This is a genomic window from Halolamina rubra (assembly GCF_000739555.1).
In the GTDB taxonomy this organism is placed as follows: Archaea; Halobacteriota; Halobacteria; order Halobacteriales; family Haloferacaceae; genus Halolamina; species Halolamina rubra.
This window is the reverse complement of record NZ_BBJN01000023.1, coordinates 58,012-78,140: the sequence shown is the minus strand read 5'-3', so window position 1 is coordinate 78,140 and position 20,129 is coordinate 58,012. Positions and strand designations below refer to the sequence as shown.

At 70.4% G+C, this 20,129-nt stretch carries 19 protein-coding genes and 2 pseudogenes; 9 read left to right on the top strand and 12 right to left on the bottom strand.

Annotated elements, in window-relative coordinates; genetic code table 11:
- Positions 1 to 883 (top strand): annotated as a pseudogene (locus ACP95_RS15865) (thioredoxin domain-containing protein); the annotation flags it as partial.
- A gap of 1 nt (position 884) precedes the next feature.
- Here the strand turns inward: ACP95_RS15865 and ACP95_RS06975 are convergent.
- The gene (locus tag ACP95_RS06975; RefSeq protein ID WP_049980516.1) at positions 885 to 1,277 is read right to left on the bottom strand and encodes a thioredoxin family protein; all 393 of its coding nucleotides are present in this window, start codon (positions 1,275 to 1,277) and stop codon (positions 885 to 887) included.
- Positions 1,278 to 1,394: 117 nt separating this feature from the next.
- On the bottom strand, positions 1,395 to 1,958 hold the full coding sequence (locus ACP95_RS06970; RefSeq protein ID WP_049980515.1) for a hypothetical protein: 564 nt from the start codon (positions 1,956 to 1,958) through the stop codon (positions 1,395 to 1,397).
- 105 nt (positions 1,959 to 2,063) lie between these two features.
- On the opposite strand from ACP95_RS06970, the gene ACP95_RS06965 reads away from it, so the two are divergent.
- Complete coding sequence (locus ACP95_RS06965; RefSeq protein WP_049980514.1) at positions 2,064 to 3,005, top strand: PLP-dependent cysteine synthase family protein; 942 nt, start codon at positions 2,064 to 2,066, stop codon at positions 3,003 to 3,005.
- On the opposite strand, the gene ACP95_RS06960 is transcribed toward ACP95_RS06965, so the two are convergent.
- Genes ACP95_RS06960 through cyaB form a run of 5 tightly spaced genes read right to left on the bottom strand, consistent with a single transcriptional unit; the run spans position 3,006 to position 7,708 of the window.
- Entirely contained in the window at positions 3,006 to 3,449 is a 444-nt protein-coding gene (locus ACP95_RS06960; RefSeq protein ID WP_049980513.1) for a DUF5804 family protein, read from the bottom strand.
- 52 nt (positions 3,450 to 3,501) lie between these two features.
- Positions 3,502 to 4,689: a tRNA sulfurtransferase gene (locus tag ACP95_RS06955; protein ID WP_049980512.1), complete on the bottom strand. Its 1,188-nt coding sequence runs from the start codon at positions 4,687 to 4,689 to the stop codon at positions 3,502 to 3,504.
- A gap of 49 nt (positions 4,690 to 4,738) precedes the next feature.
- Positions 4,739 to 5,827 carry a CNNM domain-containing protein gene (locus tag ACP95_RS06950; protein WP_049980511.1) on the bottom strand — a complete coding sequence of 363 codons (1,089 nt, stop codon included), beginning with the start codon at positions 5,825 to 5,827 and terminating at the stop codon, positions 4,739 to 4,741.
- A 40-nt stretch (positions 5,828 to 5,867) separates the two neighbouring features.
- Positions 5,868 to 7,082, bottom strand: coding sequence for a methionine adenosyltransferase (locus ACP95_RS06945; protein WP_049980510.1), 1,215 nt, complete (start codon positions 7,080 to 7,082; stop codon positions 5,868 to 5,870).
- A gap of 59 nt (positions 7,083 to 7,141) precedes the next feature.
- Positions 7,142 to 7,708, bottom strand: coding sequence for a class IV adenylate cyclase (gene cyaB, locus ACP95_RS06940; protein WP_049980509.1), 567 nt, complete (start codon positions 7,706 to 7,708; stop codon positions 7,142 to 7,144).
- Between the two features lie 141 nt (positions 7,709 to 7,849).
- Here cyaB and ACP95_RS06935 point away from each other — a divergent pair, with 141 nt between their 5' ends.
- The 7 genes and pseudogenes from ACP95_RS06935 (at position 7,850) to ACP95_RS06905 (ending at position 14,487) form a co-directional block, all read left to right on the top strand.
- A complete protein-coding gene (locus tag ACP95_RS06935; RefSeq protein ID WP_049980508.1) occupies positions 7,850 to 8,800 on the top strand; it encodes an FKBP-type peptidyl-prolyl cis-trans isomerase in 951 nt (316 codons plus the stop codon).
- A gap of 251 nt (positions 8,801 to 9,051) precedes the next feature.
- Positions 9,052 to 10,374, top strand: a complete 1,323-nt coding sequence (gene hflX, locus ACP95_RS06930) for a GTPase HflX (protein ID WP_049980507.1) — start codon at positions 9,052 to 9,054, stop codon at positions 10,372 to 10,374.
- A 141-nt stretch (positions 10,375 to 10,515) separates the two neighbouring features.
- Positions 10,516 to 11,322 carry a hypothetical protein gene (locus ACP95_RS06925; RefSeq protein ID WP_049980506.1) on the top strand — a complete coding sequence of 269 codons (807 nt, stop codon included), beginning with the start codon at positions 10,516 to 10,518 and terminating at the stop codon, positions 11,320 to 11,322.
- A gap of 108 nt (positions 11,323 to 11,430) precedes the next feature.
- Complete coding sequence (hisC, locus tag ACP95_RS06920) at positions 11,431 to 12,522, top strand: histidinol-phosphate transaminase (protein ID WP_049980505.1); 1,092 nt, start codon at positions 11,431 to 11,433, stop codon at positions 12,520 to 12,522.
- Positions 12,519 to 13,060, top strand: a pseudogene (locus tag ACP95_RS06915) (adenylate kinase family protein). The gene hisC and the pseudogene ACP95_RS06915 overlap by 4 nt, the downstream one beginning before the upstream one ends.
- On the top strand, positions 13,057 to 13,674 hold the full coding sequence (locus tag ACP95_RS06910; protein WP_049980504.1) for a CDP-alcohol phosphatidyltransferase family protein: 618 nt from the start codon (positions 13,057 to 13,059) through the stop codon (positions 13,672 to 13,674). The pseudogene ACP95_RS06915 and the gene ACP95_RS06910 overlap by 4 nt, the downstream one beginning before the upstream one ends.
- A 42-nt stretch (positions 13,675 to 13,716) precedes the next feature.
- A complete protein-coding gene (locus tag ACP95_RS06905) occupies positions 13,717 to 14,487 on the top strand; it encodes a class I SAM-dependent methyltransferase (RefSeq protein ID WP_049980503.1) in 771 nt (256 codons plus the stop codon).
- 13 nt (positions 14,488 to 14,500) lie between these two features.
- Here ACP95_RS06905 and ACP95_RS06900 read toward each other — a convergent pair whose 3' ends face one another.
- From ACP95_RS06900 to ACP95_RS06880, 5 genes are all read right to left on the bottom strand, one after another.
- Entirely contained in the window at positions 14,501 to 15,310 is an 810-nt protein-coding gene (locus tag ACP95_RS06900) for a nucleoside phosphorylase (RefSeq protein WP_049980502.1), read from the bottom strand.
- 64 nt (positions 15,311 to 15,374) lie between these two features.
- On the bottom strand, positions 15,375 to 16,280 hold the full coding sequence (locus ACP95_RS06895; RefSeq protein WP_049980501.1) for a serine hydrolase domain-containing protein: 906 nt from the start codon (positions 16,278 to 16,280) through the stop codon (positions 15,375 to 15,377).
- Positions 16,277 to 16,510, bottom strand: a complete 234-nt coding sequence (locus tag ACP95_RS06890) for a hypothetical protein (RefSeq protein ID WP_049980500.1) — start codon at positions 16,508 to 16,510, stop codon at positions 16,277 to 16,279. The genes ACP95_RS06895 and ACP95_RS06890 overlap by 4 nt, the downstream gene beginning before the upstream one ends.
- A gap of 56 nt (positions 16,511 to 16,566) precedes the next feature.
- Positions 16,567 to 17,664 carry a DNA topoisomerase IV subunit A gene (locus tag ACP95_RS06885; RefSeq protein ID WP_049980499.1) on the bottom strand — a complete coding sequence of 366 codons (1,098 nt, stop codon included), beginning with the start codon at positions 17,662 to 17,664 and terminating at the stop codon, positions 16,567 to 16,569.
- Complete coding sequence (locus ACP95_RS06880) at positions 17,661 to 20,129, bottom strand: DNA topoisomerase VI subunit B (protein ID WP_049980498.1); 2,469 nt, start codon at positions 20,127 to 20,129, stop codon at positions 17,661 to 17,663. Before ACP95_RS06880 ends, ACP95_RS06885 begins: the two co-directional genes overlap by 4 nt.

Genomic DNA, 20,129 nt, shown 5'->3' with positions numbered 1-20,129 from the left:
CGCCCGGGAGGACCGACCGCGGCCGCCCCGCGACGAGAAGGTGCTCGCGGGCTGGAACGGGCTGCTGATCGAGACGTTCGCCCGCGCGGGGTTCGTGCTGGGCGACGACGCACGCATCGAGCGCGCGCAGTCGGCGCTCGCGTTCGTCCGCGACCACCTGTGGGACGCCGAGGAGGGCCAGCTCTGCCGGCGGTTCAAGGACGGGGCGGTCGACTTCGACGGCGCGCTGGAGGACTACGCGTTCCTCGGCCGCGGCGCGTTCGAACTGTACCAGGCGACCGGCGAGGTCGAACCGCTCGCGTTCGCGCTGGAGCTCGCCGAGGCGATCTCGGAGTCGTTCTACGACGCCGACGACGGGACGCTGTACCTCGCCGCCAACGACGCCGAGGAGCTGGTCGCGCGGCCGCAGGAGCTCACCGACCAGTCCACCCCGTCGAGTGTCGGCGCCGCCGTCGCGCTGCTGCTCGATCTGGATCACTTCACCGATAGCGACCTCGCTGGGGTCGCCCGGGGGACGCTGGCGACCCACCGCGATCGGATCGAGGCCAGCCCCGTCGAGCACGGCACGCTCGCCATGGCCGCCGACGCGGCCCGCCGTGGGTCGCTGGAGCTCACCGTCGCTGCCGCCGACCTACCCGCTGACTGGCGCGAGACGCTCGCCGATCGGCACCTCCCCGGCGCCGTCGTCGCCCGTCGGCCGCCGACGGAGGCGGGGCTCCAAAACTGGCTCGACGAACTCGGGCTCGACGAGGCGCCGCCGATCTGGGCCGGGCGCGAGGCCCGCGACGGCGAGCCGACGGTGTACGTCTGTCGCTCGCGCACCTGCTCGCCGCCGGAGACGGATCTGACGGCGGCGCTGGAGTGGGTCGAGAAGAACCTCTGAGCTACTCGGCGGCGATCTCGTCCGCGAGGTACTCCGCGATCGGTCTTCCTTCGCTCTCGACGAACCGCGCGATCTCCTCGCCCTGGCGCTCGACGATCACGGTCGGGATCAGTTCGACCCCGTACGCCTCCATCCCCTCGCCGACTTTCTCGCCGTCCTCGCGCTCGACTGCGTAGGCGTGGACGCGCTCGTCGGGCACGCCCGCGGCCTCGAGCGCGGCCGCGAACGCGGGCAGGAGCTGTCGGCAGTCGCCACACCAGTCGCCGCCCCAGATGCGGAACGTCAGTCCGTCTGCGCCGAGGGCGTCGACGGCGTCGGCGTGGGACTCGGCGTCCCACGCGGGGTCGGGCTGGAGCGTCGAGAGCGTCGATTCGGGTGGTTCGGCCTCGCTCATACGCGAACACCGCGCCCGAGGGGAATAAGTCACACGTCGGCGGCTCGCCGTCGCCGCCTTAGAGAACACACTTCGGCGGCTGGCCGTCGCAACCGCAGAAAATCTGCCGCCGAATCCTTACTCCCCGACGACGCCGCCGATGGCGCCGCCGACCGCGCCCAGCACGAGCGGGTACACCAGCCCGGCGAGCAGGATCGCCGTGACGATGTCCGGCGCCGCCGAGCCCTGGTAGGAGAACAGGAACCGGCCGATCAGGGCCAGCGGGAAGTAGCCGATCGCGACCGCGGCGCCGGCGGTCGCGCCGGCGGCCGGCTCGTCGGCGTCGCCGACGCGGGCGGTCAGCAGTCCCGCAGCGAGCAGCAGCACGACCGGCACGAGGTACAGCAGCGCGAGCGAGCCGCCCTCGCTGCCGGCGATGAAGTTCTGGGACTGCGTGCCGCCGAAGGCGTCGAACTGCGTGTCGACGAAGTGGGCGTTGTAGAACAGCCAGCCGACGCCCTGCCAGACGGCGATGGGCTCGCCGCCGAACAGTTCGGTGACGAAGTTGTACCCCGCCAGTCGCTCCTCGACGGAGCCGCTCTGCCAGACGTACGTGAGGAGATACCCCACCAGGTACGCGGCGATTCCGGTCCCGGCACCGGCGCCGAGCGGCAGTCGATCGGTGACGCTTGAGGTGCTCATCGTTGCCCACGATGCGTCGACGGCAAAAATTACTGACGGCCGTTTCGGAACCGCCGCGGCCGGTGTCGCTACCCATTTAGGTTCGACCCGGATACCACCCGGTAGATGGACGCGAACGTGATCGAGAGCATCGGCTCGCCGCTCGTCGAGGTCGCCTCGCCGGCCGGCACCGTCGCCGCCAAACTGGAGTCGAAGAACCCCGGCGGCTCGGCGAAGGACCGCCCGGCGCTGTACATGGTCCGGGCGGCCGAAGAGGCCGGCGAGCTCGGCGAGGGCGACGCGATCGTCGAGCCCACCAGCGGCAACACCGGGATCGGGCTCTCGCTGATCGGCGCGGTGAAGGGGTACGACGTGCGCATCGTCATCCCCGGCTCCAAGTCGCCCGAGCGCCGGCGGATCATGCGCGCCTTCGGCGCCGACATCGAGGTCGTCGACGGCGACATCAGCGACGCCCGCGACCGCGCCGACGAACTCGAAGCCACTGGCGACTACGTGCAGGTCCGGCAGTTCGAGAACGCCGCCAACCCCCGAGCCCACTACGAGACGACGGGCCCGGAGATCCTCGACCAGGTCGACGGCCGCGAGGTCGACGCGTTCGTCGCCGGCGTCGGCACGGGCGGCACCTTGACGGGGACGAGCCGGCGCCTCCGCGAGGCGTTCCCCGAGATGGAAGTCGTCGCCGTCGAACCCGAAGCCAACGCCGTCCTCTCGACCGGCGAGTCCGGGGCCGACGACTACCAGGGAATGGGGCCGGGGTTCGTCGCGCCGAACCTCGACGTGGACCTGCTCGACGCCGTCGAGACCGTGAGCCTCGACAGCGCCGAACGGGAGTGTCGCTGTCTCGCCAGCGAGGAGGGGATCCTCGTCGGCCAGTCCAGCGGCGCCGCGAACGTCGCCGCCCGCCGGACCGCCCGGCGACTCGTCGAGGAGGGCGTCGACGACCCGCTGGTGGTGACGGTGTTCCCCGACAGCGGCGAACGTTACATGTCCACCGGGCTGTTCGAGGCCGAGGAGGCCGAGGAGTGCCCGTGGCAGTGCGACGAGTAGCTACTCGAACTCCTCCTCGGTCACCCGCACCACCAGTACGTCGTCGTACCCCTCGCGCTCGGGGGTCCAGTCGCCCTGGCGTTGGACGAACGTCGGGTCCTCCGGACGGCCGTCCTCGAGCCCGTACACCTTCAGGAACCCGCCCGTCACGTCCGGGTCGACGTGGCCGTCGCGGATCAGGATGGCGAGGTCGCGGGAGAGCCACTCCGTCTCGGAGACCGAGTCCGACTGCACCAGCGCCGTCCGCGCGAACCGCACGAGGTACCAGTTCAGGTCGTTCAGCAGCGAGACGGCGGCGCCGATGGAGACGGTGTCCAGCGCGAGACTGTTCGCGTACGGCTCCCGCAGGTCGTACGTCGAGAGCGCCTCGCGGGCGGTCTCCCGGGAGAGCAGCTCGTACCGGAGGTCGCTCCCGGGTTCGCCCAGCAGGCAGACCTGCGCCATTACCGGCCGGTCAGGGGCACGAAAGAAGTGGGTTGCGGTCCGACGACGGCGCTCAGCGATCCTCGACGACGTAGCGCTCGTCGGCCAGCGCCGCGGCCCGGTCGAGCAGGTCGTCGGGCTCGGCCGCCTCGACGCCCTCGATCGTCGCGTTCGTCTCGGGGTAGTCGGGGGCGACGCGCTCGCAGCCGACGTTCACCGTCGCGTCGACGAACGTGCCGATCTCGCGGGCCTGCGCGACGATCTCGGGCTTGTCCCGCGTCAGGAGCGGGCGGTGGACCGGCAGCGTCGCGGCGGCGTCGGTGACGCGGACGTTCGGCCCGGTCTGTGAGGACTTCTGCCCGATCGACTCGCCGGTCGCGATCGAGTGGGCACCGACGTCCGCGGCGACCGCCTCCGCGACCCGGAGCATCGCGCGCCGGAGCGAGAGCATCCGGGTCGGGCCGGTCGCGGCGACGAGGTCGTCGACGAGCTCGCCCGCGGGCACCACCCGCAGCCGGGCGTCGACGTGCGGCGCCGAGCGCGCGACCGTGCCCGCGGTCTCGGTCGCGCGGGCGAGGTGGTCCGGACCGCCGTAATCCCCGAGATCGAGGTACACCGGGACGACCTCGAGCCCGCGCTTGAACAGCTCCCACGCCGCGACGGGGGAGTCGATGCCGCCGGAGAACAGCGCGACCGTCGTCCCCTGCGTGCCGACCGGGAGCCCGCCCGGGCCGTCGTACTCCGCCGCGGAGACGAACGCCTCGTCCTCGCGGACGTCGAGTCGGTAGGCGCGGTCGGGGTCGTCGAGGTCCACGTCGGCGCCGGTGGCGTCGGCGATCGCGGCGCCGACCTCGCTCGCGACCTCCTGGCTCGTGAACGGGTGGGTCTCCGGCGTGCCGGCGCGGTTCGCGCGGACCGCGAACGTGGCGCCGTCGGGGTGGTCCGCGGCCAGCGCGACCGCGGCTTCGGCCAACGCCTCGGCCGTCGCCGCCGTCGAGATCGCGGGTCGGGTGGAGACGACGCCGAACGCGTCGGCGGCGGCGCGGGCGGCGGCGTCGGCGTCGAACTCGCCGGCCGCCGCCTCAGGGGGCCGGATCAGCAGTCGCGACCAGTGTCGCTCGACCGAACCTAGGAGCCCGCGGTCGTCGAGGATCGCCCGCACGTTCTCGGCGAGGCGGTCGAGCATCTGCCCGCGGACCTTGTCGCTCTTGATGCCTGCCTCGCCGTAGCGGACGACCGCGAGATCCGGTGACTGCTGCACGGGCGGGCTACTCGGCGGGCGAGCATGGGCGTTTCGGGACTCCCGCGGCCTACGCCTCGTCGCCGTCCAGGAGGTCGATCGGGTCCTCCATCTCCCCGGTGATCGACTCCAGCAGGTCCGTCACCGTCACCATCCCGACGACCTGGCCGTCGTCGAGCACGAACGCGAGCTCCTGGCTCTCGACCTGGAACTGGTCGATCGCGTCGCTGACGCTCGTGTCCCCGGACATCGTCATCGGCGGCGCCGAGAGGTTCGTGAAGTCCACGTCGCCGTCGGCGACACTGTCGCGGTACCGGGCGAGCATCGGGAAGTAGACGATCCCGCGGAAGTCCTGCACGTCCTCCCCGATCAGCGGGTAGCGCGTGTGGGGGTGCTCCTCCATCCGGCGGAAGTTCTCCTCGGTGTCGACAGCCGTCGAGAGCGCCACGATGTCGTCGATGGGGACCATCACGTCCTTCACCTGCTGGTCGCCGATGGTGAGCGCGTTCAGCACCTCCTCGCGGCGCTCCTCGGACATGTTCCCCTGTGCGAGCACCGACCCCAGCCGCTTGTGGAGGTCCGCACGCGACTCGATCACCTCCTCCTCGGTCTCCAGCCACGCGCCCGTCATCTCGACGCCGAACAGGCCGAGCGTCGCCTTCGCGACCCAGTCGCCCAGCTTTATGATCGGCAGGATGAGGCGGTTGCTCCAGTACAGCGGCGTCGCGCCGTACTTGCAGACGAACCGCGAGCGCTCGACGCCGAGGTACGTCGGCGTCTGCTCGCCGTGGGTGAGGTGGACGAGGTTGATGATCAGGAAGGCGAGGACCGCACCCGCGCCGGCGCTCGCGAGCATGGTTCCCTCGAACACCGGCCGGAACACCGGCTCGAAGATCGCCGCCAGCGCGGGCTCGGCGACGATCCCCACCGCGATGCTGGAGGCGGTGATCCCGACCTGACAGGTGGTGAGATACAGCTCGAGGTCGTTGGTCATCTCCCAGGCGCGCTGGAGCGCCTTGCTCTCGCCGTCGCCCAGGAACTCCTCCTTGGTGAACTGCCTGGCGCGGGTGAGCGCGAACTCGATCGCGACGAAGAAGCCGTTCGTGAGTATGAGTCCCACGCCAGCGAGCAGTCTGAGGGTCAGCTCCAGCGTCTGCATGGGCGTGGCTCTCGGACGCCCCGGATAAATGCTCGGTGGCCTAGAACGTCGAGATCTCGCCCTCGATCGCCTCGCGGGTGATCTCGGTGACGTTCGCGAGGTTCTCGTCGATGATCTCGGTGACCTCGGCCTCGATGTCGGCCACGTCGACGCCCGCCTCGGTGACGATCTGGGCGTCGGCGACGTGGGGCTCGTCGATGGGGCGGCCGATCTGGGAGAGCAGCCGCATCTGGAGGTCGCGGATCCCATCGACCTGCGCGACGACGTCCTCGGCGGCCGCGGTCGAGAGCAGGTTGTAGATCTTCCCGATGTGGTTGACCGGGTTCTTCCCGGAGGTGGCCTCCATGCTCATCGGGCGGTTCGGCGTGATGAGCCCGTTGGCGCGGTTCCCGCGGCCGACGGAGCCGTCGTCGCCCTGCTCCGCGGAGGTGCCGGTGACCGTGAGGTACACCGAGCCGGCGTCGTAGTCGTCGGCGGTGTTCACCTCGACGTTCACCTCGCGGTCGGTGTAGCTTCGCGCGAGTTCGGTGGCGTACTCCTGCACGTTCGAGACGGCCGCCTTGTACGCCTCGAGGTCGGCGACGTAGGCGTCGACCATCGCGACGGCGACGGTCACGTCGATGCGGTCGCCCTCGCGCTTCCCCATCACCTTCACGTCCGGGCCGACCTCGGGGTGTTCGGCGGCGTACTCGCCGTTGATCCCGCGCTCGATCTCGCGGACGATCGTCTCGGTCTCGGTCAGCGGCGCGTGGCCGACGCCGTAGGAGGTGTCGTTCGCCATCGGCACCTGCACCTCGTCCTCGCCGAACACGTCCTGCAGGTCGCCGGAGCCCTCGCCGAGGCGCACGTCGACGACCACGTCGGTGCCGTACTCGAGTTCGGGGATCTGCTCCTCGAGGTAGTCCCGCGCGGCCGCCAGCGCCGTCGAGTCGACCGGGAGCTCGATCGTCCGGCCGTCCTGCTCGTAGCTCTTGGTCGCGCGGCCGACGAGCAGGATGTAGATCGGTTCGACGACCTCGCCGCCGCCGTACGCCGGCGCCGCCCGGCCCGCCGCCAGTTGGGTCTCGTCGGTGTTGTAGTGGAGCACCTTCCCCACTCGGTCGAGATACAGCTGGGAGAGCGCCCGCGAGACGCTCTCGGCGATGCCGTCACAGATGGAGTCCGGGTGCCCGAGCCCCTTTCGCTCGACGATTTCGACCTGCTGGTCCTCGACCGCCTGCCGATCGAGTTCGGAGACCTGAATGTTCCGCGTCATTGGCAGCTCTTCCGCGGGCCGGGCTCTATAACCTTCGGAAACGATCCGCCCCCGGGAAATTACTCTCGGGTATCTCCCGCGAGCAGCAGGCCGAGGTAGGAGGTGCGAATCTGGTCGTCGGGTTCGAGCCCGAGTTCGCGAAGCAGCTCCACCGCGCCCGTCCGGAGCGCCTCGATCTCCGACTCCGCGCCCTCGCGTTCGACCTCCACGAACGAGCCGAGATCGTCGACCGCGTCGAGCGTCACGGTGTAGCCGTCGAGTTCGAAGCGCTCGCGCTCCTTCGCGACGGTCGCGGCGGGCTCGAAGCCGAGCCCGTCGAGGATCCCCGCGGCGGCGTCGGCGTTGTCGACGGCGGTCTCGTGCTCCTCGCGGGTCTTCGACGCCTGCTCGACGAGGGGGCCCTTGTAGGTGATCTTCGTCGTGGTGTCGCGGGCCTGGCCGTCCGCGTCGAGTTGGGTCTCCTCGCGCAGGCGGAGCGCCTCGTCGGTGTCGGCGAACTCGCGCTGGGGGGCGTCGTAGTAGGTGTCGACCTGGCGGACGTGGTCGACCGGGGTGGCCCCCGCCGCTTCCAGCGCGTCGCGGACGCGCTCGTGGTCGGCTTCGACTTTGAGTTCGACCTCGTACATGGCTCGACGCTCGGCGGCGGCGGCGAAAAGGCTGGCCTCTCGCGCCGGGGCGTTCGCCCGCCAGCGCCGGCGAACTGTGCTTTCGGCGCCGTCTGGGCCCGAAACGTTGACCTTAAGAGTGGAACACGAGACCGTAGAGGTATGAGCGAAAACGAGGCCGACGCCGAGGCCGACGCGGCGAACGAGGCCGAGGCAGAGACCGAATCCGGCATCCAGGACGGCGACTTCGTGCGTATCGACTACGACGTGCGCACCGTCAGCGACGACCGCGTGGTCGACACGACCCGGAAGGACGTCGCCGAGGAGGCCGGCATCGACGACGACGAGTACGACTTCTCGCCGCGCATCATCGTCGTCGGCGAGGGCCACGTGTTCCCCGGCGTCGACGAAGCGCTGCTCGGCGGCGAGGTCGGCGACGAGGGCACCGTCGAGATCGACGCCGAGGACGGGTTCGGCGAGTACGACCAGGAGCAGGTCCGCACTGTCAGTGCCAACAAGCTCGACGAGGAGGACCGCCGGCCCGGCGCCCAGGTCCAGATCGACGGCGAGCAGGGGTACGTCGAGACCGTGATCGGCGGGCGCGCCCGCGTCGACTTCAACCACCCGCTGGCGGGTGAGGATCTCGAGTACGAGTACGAGATCGTCGACGTGGTCGACGACGACGAGGAGAAGGCCGCCGGCCTGCTGGGGATGTACCTCCAGATGGAGCCGGAGCTCCGCATCGAGACCGAGACGGTCGAGGAGGAGGTCACCGTCGAGGACGACGACGGCGAGGAGACCACCGAGACCGAGGAGGTCGAGCAGCGCTCCCTGTACATCGAGGCGAACCAGCAGATGCAGATGAACCAGCAGTGGATGTTCCAGAAGCAGCAGGTCGCTCAGGACCTGATGGACCGCCTCGACCTCGACCGCGTGGTCGTCGAGGAAGTGTTCGACGGCAGCAGCGCGGGCATGATGGGCGGCATGGGCGGCATGATGGGCGGTATGGGCGGCGCCGAGGAGCTCGAGGAGGAGCTCGAGGACATCGAGGGCGACCTCGAGGACGCCGACGTCGACGCCGAGGAGATCGTCGACGAGCTTGAGGACGAGTAACGCGTTCCCACACCGACGGTACCTTTTTGCGGGCTGCGACGCCAGTAGCTGGTAGCCGATGGAGCTCGACTTCTACTGAGCCGGCGACGCTCACACGACGGCAGCGAGACGGCCGGTAGCCGTCTCGGTGACGAGCGTCGGCGGGAGACCCACTCTGCGGCACCGTTCCCAGACAGCCTCGGGTCTCCCGCCGGCGGCGGGCGCGTCGCCGTCGCCGCGCCGCTTCCGGTGGGGCCCCACCCCTACCAACGTTGCAAGACGCACCACCGAACTCGACCGACGAACCGACAGCGACCGACCGAACCGCGATCGTCGTCGCCCGCGACGCCGACGACCCGGAGACGACCGAGATCGAGCGCCTGGCCCGAGCGGCGGGGTACGAGGTCGTCGACGCGCTCACCCAGCGCCGCGAGGAGGCCAGCCGGTACAACGTCGGCCGCGGGAAGGCAGAGGAGCTGGCACGGCGTGTCGCCGAGGTCGACCCCGACGCGACCCTGTTCGACGCCGAACTTACGCCCGGCCAGTACAGTTCGCTGACGGCGCTGCTCCCCGACGGGGTCCGGATCGTCGACCGCCACCGACTCGTGCTGGGCATCTTCGAGGCCGGCGCCGGCGGGAAGGCCGCCCGGCTCCAGGTCGAACTGGCGAAGCTCCGCTACGAGCGCCCGCGGGTCCGGGAGACCGAGGAGCGGACCCACATGCAGCGCGCGGCCGAGACCGGCTCCCGGCTCGTCGACATCGAGAAGCGGATCCGGACCGTCGAGCGCAAGCTCGACGCGCTGGCCGACCGCGCGAGCGAGCGCCGCGCCGAGCGCCGCGAGCAGGGGTTCGATCTCGTCGCCGTCGCGGGGTACACGAACGCCGGGAAGTCGACCCTGCTCCACCGGCTCGCGGACGACCTCTCCGTCGCGAGGGCAGGGGCCGACCACGACGACATCGACGGCGTCGCCGAGGTCGCGGACCGGCTGTTCGAGACGCTCGAAACCACCACGCGGCGGGCGACGATCGACGACCGCCGGCTGCTGGTGACCGACACCGTCGGGCTCGTCGACGGTATCCCCCACGAGCTCGTTGCGGCCTTCAGCGCGACGCTCGACGCCGTCGCCGACGCCGACGCCGCGCTGCTGGTCGTCGACGCCAGCGATCCGGTCGCGTCGATGCGCGAGAAGCTCCGGGTGTCGCTCTCGGAGGTCGACGAGCCGCGCGGGGAGCTACTGGTCGTGCTCAACAAGACGGATCTCGTCGACGACGACGGGCTCGCGACGCGCCGGCGCGCCGTGGCGGCGGTCGCCGGCGACCGAGTCACGGACACCGTCGCGGTCAGCGCGCTGGAAGGCGCCGGAGTGGGGCGACTCGCCGACGCAGTCGTCGACGCCCTGCCCGACGAGCGAGCCGAGTTCGACCTGCCGAACTCCGGCGACACCCAGGCGTTCCTCGCCTGGGCGCACGATCACGGGCGTGTCACGGCCGAGTACGCGGGCGACCGAGTGAGCGTCACGTTCTCGGGCCGGCCGTCGGCAGTCGAGCGCGCCCGATCGGCGGCGGCGGAGCTCGAACCCGACTCGAACGTCTGACGCCCGTCGGACGATCTCGCCGCTACGGGGGGTAAACCTCCGCTGACTTTTTCTCACTCCCAGCCAAGTGTCGCGTGTGTGCAAGCACGGCCGCTGGCGCGCCTCGGGAGCCCGGCGGCCGACGCACGCGGTGCAACAACCATGACTGACAACGGCGGCAACGACCGACGGCGGATCGAGGGGCGAATCAACACGCTCGGCACGGGCAACAGCGTGGGCGGTTCCAGGAGCAGCCACCGGCGCCGAAGCGACGACGGCGGCGACGGCGACGAGATCGTCGCGGGGGCCTCCGTGACCGACGAGACCGACACCGACGACGGCGGCGACGGCGGCGAAGCCGTCGACGAGATCGACGAGGGGGCGGGCGAGACAACCGACCCGACCGCGGACACCGAGGACGAGGGCTCGGACGCCACCGGCGACCGTGACGACGAGGAGACCGAGGCTGCCGACGACGACGCGGACGACGAGGACGACGAAAGCTTCGAGACCCGCGCGGAGGACGTCGACGAGCGCTCGGCGCTCGAGGTCGAGATGGACCAGTTCGTCCGCGCCTTCGCCGCTCGACGGGCCGAGAAGGTCGGCGAGGACAGCCTCGACGAGTACATCGTCGGCTCGGTGAAGGGGTATCTCGCGGGGCTGCTCGGCGGCGACGTGGAGTCGCCCGGCACGCTCGAGCGGCGCGTCGAGGTCGACGCCGACGACGTGTTCGGCGGCCTGCTCGACGCCGTCGCCGAGGACGACCAGGACCAGGGCGACGTGGTCGTCGCGGCGATCGCCGAGGCGTACGACGTGCCCGACGAGGACTCGCTGGTCGTCGCCGGCCTTCGTGACCACGAGGCGCTGCTCAACGGCGTCGTCGCGAACAACTCCAACGGCCTCGGCGACGTGTCCGAGGTCGTCCAGGCGGCCGTCGAGACGCGGCTGCTCGAGGAGCGCGCCGACTGAGCGCGATCGCGTTCGGACGTTTCCTCTTCAGATACGCCGTCGCCAGCGACGGCCACGATCCGACCGGAGGGCGGGAGCCTTATCCCCCATCACCGAGAACGTCGCGGCATGCAACCACGGGATCTCTCCGCCCACGTCGAGTACGTTCCGGGACGGGGGGTCGAGGAGGTCGCCCGCGACCTCGGCCTCGACCCCGAGGAGCTGGTGAAGCTCTCCTCGAACGAGAACCCACACGGCGCGAGCCCGGCGGCCGTCGACGCCGTCCGCGACGCCGCCGCGGAGATCTCGGTGTACCCCAAGGCCGCACACACCGACCTGACGGCCGAACTGGCCGAGAACTGGGATCTCGCAACCGAGCAGGTGTGGGTCAGCCCCGGCGCAGACGGCGCGATCGACTACCTCTCGCGGGCGATGCTCGACCCCGCTGACCCCGTACTCGTCCCGGATCCCGGTTTCTCGTACTACGGGATGAGCGCGCGCTACCACCACGGCGACGTGCGCTCCTACGAGCTCTCGAAAGACGACGGGTTCGCGATGACCGCCGACACGGTGCTCGACGCCTACGACGGCGAACGGATCGTCTTCGTCACCTCGCCGCACAACCCCACCGGCGCGACGATGGCCCGGGAGGAGATCGAGGCGCTGCTCGACGGCGTCGACGACGACTCGCTGGTCGTGATCGACGAGGCGTACGGCGAGTTCGCCGACGAGCCCTCCGCCGCGGGGCTGCTCGAGGCCTATGACAACCTCGCGGTGCTCCGGACGTTCTCGAAGGCGTACGGGCTGGCCGGCCTGCGGATCGGCTACGCGCTCGTCCCCGCGGCGTGGGGCGACGCCTACGCGAAGGTCTCCACTCCCTTCGCCGCCAGCGAGGCGGCGCTCCGGGCGGCGATGGCCGCGCTCGACGACGACGCCCACGTCGAGAAGTCCGTCGAGAGCGCCGAGTGGGCCAGGGAGCACATCCACGAGCAGCTCGACGCGCCGACGTTCGACAGCGAGGCGAACTTCGTGCTGTGTGAGGTCGGCGACGGGAGCGCCGTCGCCGAGGCCGCCCAGGCCGAGGGCGTGATCGTCCGGGACTGCTCCTCGTTCGGGCTGCCGGGCTGCATCCGGATCTCCTGTGGCACCGAGTCCGAAACCCGTCGCGCGGTCGAGACGCTGAACGACGTGCTGGCGGAGCTGGAGGCGCCCGAAGCATGACGGGGAGCGACGACGCCGACCTCGCCTTCGACCGCGTCGCGCTCACCGGAACGCCCGGCACCGGGAAGACGACCGTCGCCGACGCGGTGGGCGAGCGCCTGATATCCCGGTCCACCACCTCAACGACCTGATACGCGAGGAGGGGCTCCACGAGGGCGAGGACGAACAGCGCGGCTCGCTGGTCGCCGACCTCGACGCCATCCGGGAGTATCTCGGCGACTGGTCGGGGCTGCTCGACTCCCACCTCGCCCACCACTTCGACGCTGACGCCGCGGTCGTGCTGCGCTGTCACCCCGACGAGCTCGAGGGGCGACTGCGCGAGCGCGACGAACCGGAGGCCAAGATCGCCGAGAACGCCGAGAGCGAGGCGCTGGACATCGTGCTCAGCGAGGCGGTCCGGGCCTACGGCGAGGAGCACGTGTACGAGATCGACACCACCGACCGGCCGGTCGAGGCGGTCGTCGACGACGTGGTCGCCGTCCTGCGCGGCGAGCGCGAGCCGTCGGCCGGCACGGTCGACTTCACGGGGGCGCTGTGACGCTGGATCAGTACCGCGAGCTGGCCGACCGCCTGCTCGTGCCGTTCGTCGACGCCGCGGAGGCGCTGGGGCTGACGCCCGACGGCGTGAGCGTGATCGCGTTCGGCTTCGCCGGCGCCGCGGGCGCGGCGTTCGCGCTCGCCGGCGGGCAGGGGCCGCTGTGGCTCTACCTCGCGGCGAGCCTGTTCGTGTTCGCGAACGGCTGGCTCGACCTGGTCGACGGCGCGCTCGCCCGCGAACTCGGCACCGACTCGAAAGGTGGCGACCTGCTGGATCACGTGCTCGACCGCTACGCCGACGTGCTCATCATCGCCGGGCTCGCCGCCGGCGCCGACGCCTGGGCGCTCGGCCTGCTCGCGGTGACGGGCGTGCTGCTCACCTCCTACCTCGGCACGCAGATCCAGGCGGTGGGGCTCGGCCGGGAGTACGGCGGGCTGCTCGGCCGGGCGGACCGCCTCGCGCTCGTCGGCGTCGTCGGCGTCGTCGCGTTCGTCCTGCCGGGCGAACTCGTCGCCGGCGTCGGCGCGGTGGAACTGCTGCTCGCGCTGTTCGCGGTCGTCGGCCACCTCACCGCGCTCCAGCGGTTCTGGGGCGCGTGGTCGGATCTCTCCTGACTCCTCGAAAACACTTTACCCCACCCCGCCGCAGCGTCGCGTGTGAGCGACCTCCACCAGTCGAACCGTCGGCTCTGGAACGAGTGGAGCGACGAGTTCCAGGCGATCTGGCGCTCGGACACCGACGAGGACGAACTCCCGCCGGCGCCCTCCCCCTTCGCCGAGGACGCACCCGGCGGTGCCCAACCCCAGATCCTCGACGGCATCGAGGGGAAGGCGTACGTCGAACTCGGCTGCGGCGGCGGGCAGGGCAGCGTCGGCACCGCGGAACTCGGCGCCGACCCCGTCGTCGGCGTCGACTTCTCGGGCGACCAGCTTCAGTACGCCCGGGAGCTCCGCGACGAGTACGGCGTCGACGCCCAGTTCGTCCAGGGCGACGTGACCGACCTCCCGCTGCCGGACGACCGCTTCGACGTGGCCTCCTCGGAGGCGGCGTTCCAGATGGTGCCGGCGATCGACCGCGCGTTCGCGGAGGCCCACCGGGTGCTCCGCGAGGGCGGCGTGTTCGTGTTCAGCGTGATGCATCCGCTGCACGAGGCGCTGGACCCGGAGACGCGGACCCTCGAGGAGAGTTACGTCGACGCCGGCCCGCGGGAGATCGAGATCCGCGAGGAGTACGAGGAGCTGCTGACCGTGTTCGACCGCCCCGTCGCCGAGCTCCACAACGGGCTCGTCGACGCCGGGTTCGAGGTCCGACGGCTGCTCGAACACCACAACCACGAAGTCGAACAGAACGAGCCCGAGGAGAGCGACTCGCCCGACGTCATGTGGGAAATTCCCCAGAGTGTGCGGTTCTGGGCGGTCGCACGGTGAGGCGCGCCAGCGACTACTCCAGGCTCAGACCGGCGTGCCAGCGGTCCGCGCCGGCCGCTTCCTTCACTTCGTCCATCTTCGCGAGCAGCTTCACCGCCAGGCTCGCCGTCTCGGCGGCGACGGACTCGCCCTCGGTCATGAACTCGCCGGTGGTCCGGTTCGCGAAGACGGAACAGACCGCACCCGCCCGCAGGCCGTAGACGTTCGCCAGCGTGCAGATGGCGGCGGTCTCCATCTCGATGTTGAGCACGTTCGCTTCCTTCAGGTCCTCGACCAGGTCCTCGCTGCCGGCGGCCTCGAACCCGTCGAACCCCTCGCGGCCCTGGCCGGCGTAGAACGAGTCCGCGGACATCGTCAGGCCGACGTGGTAGTCGTGGCCCAGCCGCTCGGCGGCGGCGATCAGGGCGGAGACGACCTCCTCGTCGGCGACGGCGGGGTAGTCCTCCCGGACGTACTCCTTGCTCGTCCCCTCCTGACGGACGGCGCCGCGGGTGATGACCAGATCGCCCACGTCCATCTCTGGCTGGATCGCGCCACAGGAGCCGACGCGGATGAACGTGTCCGCGCCGACGCGGGCGAGCTCCTCGACGGCGATCGCCGCCGACGGCGAGCCGATCCCCGTCGACGTGACCGAGATGTCGGCGCCGTCGTAGCGCCCCGTCGCCGTGCGGTACTCGCGGTGGTGGGCGACCTCCTCGTGGTCGTCCCACAGCGGCGTGATCTTCTCGAGGCGCTCGGGGTCGCCCGGGAGCAGGACGCTGTCGGCGACGTCGCCGGGCTCGAGCTCGACGTGGTACTGCATCTCGTCGGACGCGTCGGACATACCCCCGTGGTTCTGGACTCCGGAGCGTAAGGCTGTCGTTCGCTCGTGGGTGGTCCCGCCGGAGTCAGACCCCGGCCAGCAGCTTCTCGAGGAAGCGATCCTGGTTCACCTGATCCTCCCGCTCGTCGCGGTCGTCCGCGAGGTCGAGCCAGCGCAGCACGACCACGAGTTCGTGCTCGGGATCGATCCAGACGACGTTCTGCCCGTGGCCGAGGAAGGCGTAGGCGGACTCCGGCGCCGAGGGCCACAACGTCCGGTTCGTGTTGAGCCAGAGCAGGTAGCCGTAGTTCTCGTACACGTCGCAGGGGTCGGTGGCCCGCTCGACCCACGCCTCGCTCAGCAGTCGCTTCCCGTCCCACTCGCCGTCGTTGAGCATGAGGTGGCCCGCCCGCGCCAGATCCTTCGTCGACGACCAGAACCCGCCGCCCCAGTGGCCGCCGCCGGAGACCGACTCCATCGTCGTCCCCTCCACGTCGACTTTGGAGTTGTAGTAGCCGTGCCACTCCCAGGTCCGGGAGGCGCCGATGGGGTCCATCACCTCGTGGGCGAGCACGCGGGGCAGCGGTTTGGCGTGCAGCCGCAGCAGCGAGAGCGCGAGCCGGTTGATCCGCACGTCGTTGTACTCCCAGAACGTTCCGGGCTCCTCGAGCTCCCGCGGTTGGTCTTTCCCCGGGCCGTCGGTTTTGCCAACCCCGCGGTTGCGGTCGACGCTGTCCGGCCGGTCGAACAGCTCGCCCTCCCACTCGGAGGTCTGCTGGAAGAGTTGTTCCCAGGTGATCTTCGCGTTGTGGTCGCTGTCGAACCCGCCGTCGTCGACGTCGTCGGCGACGCGGTCGCCCAGCTCGAACCGCCCCTGGTCCCACGCGACGCCGCCGACGACGCTCAGGAACGATTTGGCACAGGAGAAGCAGTGGTCGACGCGCTCGGTGTCGCCCCACTCGGCGACGACGCGGCCGCTCTTCAGGATCATCCCGGCCGGCCGCCGCGGCGGTCCGGAACCGGGCCGAGGAAGCCGCCGAGCTCGCCCTCGGTCTCGTCGAACGGTTCGAGGTCGGGCATGTGGTACTCGACGGTGTCGTCGGGCGTGCCGTGGGTGAGGTGGAACGTCACCGCCTCATCGACGGCGTCGGCGTCGATGCCGGCCTGTTCGGGGTCGACGTGGTCGAAGCCGCCCTCGTCGTGTGGGTCGGGGAACTGCATACCCCAGGCTGGTCGGGGAACGGGAAAAGCGGAAACGTACCGGGGAGAACCGCCGGCTACAGGACGCCCATCTCCTCGAGGCGCTCCGGCAGGTACGTGTCGGTCACGAAGTCCAGCCCGCGGGAGGCCAGCGCCTGCTGCTCGGCCTTCTTCCCGATGTCGAGCTGGAGCTCGATCTGCTCCTCCCAGAACTCCGTCTGGAAGCGCGGGTCGTCGAGTTCGGACTCCAGGGCGTTCACGTCCGAGTCCGACAGCGGGTCCGTCGGCAGGTCGTAGTCGACGATGTCCTGCGGGCGGATCCCCACGTACTCCGCCTCCGGCGTCGCGAGATACTCCGAGAGGTGGGCGGACTTGATCGAACCGTACGCGACGGAGCCGTAGATCCGGTAGGACCACGGGTCGCCGTCACAGAACACCAGCACCGGCAGGCCGAGCTCGTCGCGGAGCCGCTTCGTGATGCGGCGGGTCGCCCGTGCGGGCTGGCCCTTCAGGTGGACGATCAGGCAGTTGTACTCGTCGTCGAACCCGTTCTCGATCAGGCGGTCCCGCATCCCACCCGTCTCCACGCACATCACGAAGTCGATGTCGTGGTCCAGGAACTCGATCGTGTCCGGGTTGTTCGGGATCTGGTAGCCGCCCTCGCCCACGTCGAGCTGGCAGTGGATCTCGCGTTCGCCTCTGCGGGTCTGCTCGCGGAGCTCCAGCGGGCCCATCAGCGTCGCGCCGGACTCCTCGGGCCGCATGTGGAAGTCCTCGCGGGTGACGCCCGTGATGATCTCGAGGTCCTCGACGAGGTTGTTCGACTCGTCCTGGCCGTTGAACTGGGCCTCCTCGTTGTCCCAGGACTCGGAGAGGTAGTAGAGCTCTCGCAGCGTCGAGGAGCGATCCTGGTCGAGCTGGTTCGCGAGGAACTCGATGGTGTAGGCGGCCTTGAGTAGCTTCCGCGCGCCGCTGACGGAGTTGGCCGTCCGGGTCGACTTGCGGTCGCCGTACACCCAGACGCTCTTCTCTGGGTCGTACTCGATGTTGCTCTTCGTCCGGGTCGGCAGCTCCATCCGGGGGATCTCGCCGGCCGCGAACTGGTCGTAGAACTCCGCGGCCAGGTCGATCAGCTGTTCCCGTGCCTCCGCGTCGGTGGTGTCCTCTGTGCTCATGCGTTCACCGTGAGTTTCTCGTCGTCGACGCCGTCGACGGTGGCGTCGGCGTCGGCGTCAGTCGGCAGGCTGTACTCCAGTTCGACCGTCTCGCCCGACCCCACCTCGGGGTGCCAGTTGACGAACCACTCGCCGTCCATCTCGATCGGCTCGACGCCGTCCGGCAGCCCCTCGGGCTCGGCGGAGACGATCTCGGTGATCTCCAGGCTCTCACTGCGGTCGGAGTGGTTCTCGACCCGCAGGGTCACCGACTCGCCGTCGCGCTCGCGGTCGACGCCGACGTTGTTCATGATCCGGGCCATCGCCCCCTCGATGTCGGGGTGTTGGCGGCCGGTGACTTCGGCGACCTTCTCGGCCATCTGCGGGAGGATGCGGCCCAGCACGTCCTGTTTCTCCCGGCGCTTGGCCATCGAGCGGCGCTTGTTGAGGTAGGACTTGAGCTCGCGGGCGGCCTCGCGGATCGCGAGCTCGATCTCGTCCTCGATCTCCGGCACCGACGCCAGCGCGTCCTTCGACTCGCTGGTGAACGGGACGTTCGTCGAGGCGACGTGGATCGAGATGACCGCCGGGCCGGAGGGCATCCCCGACCCGCCGGGCTGATCCAGCCCGTAGTTGCGCCAGCCGATGCGCTTGACGACGTTCGTCGTCGCACACGCGCCGCGCTGGTAGACGAGCGGCACGCGGTTCGCGAAGCGCAGCAGGTCGACGTTCCCGTCGGCTGGGATCTCGCCGCCGTAGGCGATGCCGGCCTCGACGACGAACGGGTCGCCGCCGTGGACCTCGGCGTCGCGGGTCGAGGCGGCGTAGAAGTCGGCGTCGTACTCCTTGCGCAGGCCGGCCTCGACCAGCTCGGCCGTGATCGGCGCGAGACAGTCCGTCGGCGGCGAGAGGATGTCGGTCTCCCGCATCGCCTCGAGCAGCTCGGAGGCGGTGTCGCGGTCGCCGGCGATCTCGTTCACGTTCGGCGGGTCGTCCGGCACCGTCACCATCCGCGACCAGAGCGCCTCGACGACGTTCTCGCGGGCGGTGTCGCCGAACGTCTCGTCGTCGTACTCCTCGGTGGTGTCGGCGGCCTCGTGGACCAGCGTCGTCAGGTCGTCGAGGGTGAGCCGCATCCGGTTCGGCTCGTCGTCGTCGCCAAGCGCGACGAACCGCTCGGCCAGCCGTTCGGCCAGCCCGTGGACCGCGGCGTCGTCCTTCCGCGTCGAGGTGGCGTCGTCGACGAGCTCGTACAGCGTCGGGGTGAGCCGGTCGAGGTCGGCGTCCTCGCCGTTATCCGCGGCGTCGCCCGCACCGAACTTCGTGAGCTCGCCCCACGCCGCCGCGACTGCGTTCTCCCGGACCGTCGCGCCGAACGTCTTGCCCGTGTCGGTCCCCACCTCGTCGGCGACGGTGGCGACGATGTCGACGAGCTGGGAGTACGTCGTCCGCTCGCGCTCGGTCAGGCTGTTGGCGATCCGTTCGGCGAACGTGTCCGTCGCGTCGGCGCCCTTGTTCGACACCGCCTCGCGGAGGGCGCCCTCGATCGCCGCCGCCACGTCGGCGCTGGGGGCGCCGTTGCGAGCGGGCCAGCCGAGCTCCCGGCCGAAGTGGCGGTCCCGGAAGCTGTCGAGCACGCTGTCGGCGGTCTTCTTGCCGACGCGGGTGAACTCCTCCTGCATGAACCCGGAGACGGAGTACGAATCCGTCGCGTCGAGCATCTTGATCAGCGTCCCCAGTTCGACGCCGTGGGGGTGGGGTCGGATCTCCTCCGTCTCTGCGGGGAGCTGGTCGGTCGCGCGCTCGAACTTCAGCGGCTCGTCGAGCCCCGGCTCCCGGAGCTCGATCCGGGCGTGGGGGTTGACGACCGCGGTGTGTTTGATGTAGTCGTGGAGCTGGTTGCGGGCCCGCATGTTGGCCTCCATCTCCAGCTCGATGCGGGTGCCGTGGCTGCGGTCCCAGGAGGTGGTCTCGGCGGTGCCGATCTCGGGCTCGTTGGTGTCGGTGTCGATGATGAGCTCGAAGTACTCCGCCTGGGCGCTCCCCTCGGTTCTGGAGGTGATCTTCGCGGGCTTGCCGGAGGTGAGCTGTGAGTACAGCACGGCCGCGGAGATCCCGATCCCCTGCTGCCCGCGGCTCTGCTCGCGCTTGTGGAACCGGGAGCCGTACAGCAGCTTCCCGAACACTTTGGGGAGCTGTTCCTTCGTGATCCCGGGGCCGTTGTCCTCGACGACGAGCCGGTAGTAGTCGCCGACCTCCCGGATCTCCACGTAGATGTCCGGGCGGATGCCGGCCTCCTCGGTCGCGTCGAGGGCGTTGTCGACGGCCTCCTTCACGGCCGTCACCAGCCCCCGGGCGCCCGAGTCGAACCCGAGCATGTGTTTGTTCTTCTCGAAGAACTCGGCGATCGAGATCTCGCGTTGCCCCTCGGCCAGCTCCTCGGCCGTGGTGGCGCCCTCGCCGAGTGTCGTCTGCTGCGAGGTCAT

Excerpts from the sequence above, each read along its gene's own strand:
- ACP95_RS06975 (WP_049980516.1), bottom strand. The coding sequence starts at position 1,277 with ATGAGCGAGGCCGAACCACCCGAATCGACGCTCTCGACGCTCCAGCCC.
- ACP95_RS06970 (WP_049980515.1), bottom strand. The coding sequence starts at position 1,958 with ATGAGCACCTCAAGCGTCACCGATCGACTGCCGCTCGGCGCCGGTGCC.
- ACP95_RS06965 (WP_049980514.1), top strand. The coding sequence starts at position 2,064 with ATGGACGCGAACGTGATCGAGAGCATCGGCTCGCCGCTCGTCGAGGTC.
- ACP95_RS06960 (WP_049980513.1), bottom strand. The coding sequence starts at position 3,449 with ATGGCGCAGGTCTGCCTGCTGGGCGAACCCGGGAGCGACCTCCGGTAC.
- ACP95_RS06950 (WP_049980511.1), bottom strand. The coding sequence starts at position 5,827 with ATGCAGACGCTGGAGCTGACCCTCAGACTGCTCGCTGGCGTGGGACTC.
- ACP95_RS06945 (WP_049980510.1), bottom strand. The coding sequence starts at position 7,082 with ATGACGCGGAACATTCAGGTCTCCGAACTCGATCGGCAGGCGGTCGAG.
- cyaB (WP_049980509.1), bottom strand. The coding sequence starts at position 7,708 with ATGTACGAGGTCGAACTCAAAGTCGAAGCCGACCACGAGCGCGTCCGC.
- ACP95_RS06935 (WP_049980508.1), top strand. The coding sequence starts at position 7,850 with ATGAGCGAAAACGAGGCCGACGCCGAGGCCGACGCGGCGAACGAGGCC.
- ACP95_RS06925 (WP_049980506.1), top strand. The coding sequence starts at position 10,516 with ATGACTGACAACGGCGGCAACGACCGACGGCGGATCGAGGGGCGAATC.
- hisC (WP_049980505.1), top strand. The coding sequence starts at position 11,431 with ATGCAACCACGGGATCTCTCCGCCCACGTCGAGTACGTTCCGGGACGG.
- ACP95_RS06900 (WP_049980502.1), bottom strand. The coding sequence starts at position 15,310 with ATGTCCGACGCGTCCGACGAGATGCAGTACCACGTCGAGCTCGAGCCC.
- ACP95_RS06895 (WP_049980501.1), bottom strand. The coding sequence starts at position 16,280 with ATGATCCTGAAGAGCGGCCGCGTCGTCGCCGAGTGGGGCGACACCGAG.
- ACP95_RS06890 (WP_049980500.1), bottom strand. The coding sequence starts at position 16,510 with ATGCAGTTCCCCGACCCACACGACGAGGGCGGCTTCGACCACGTCGAC.
- ACP95_RS06885 (WP_049980499.1), bottom strand. The coding sequence starts at position 17,664 with ATGAGCACAGAGGACACCACCGACGCGGAGGCACGGGAACAGCTGATC.
- ACP95_RS06880 (WP_049980498.1), bottom strand. The coding sequence starts at position 20,129 with ATGACCTCGCAGCAGACGACACTCGGCGAGGGCGCCACCACGGCCGAG.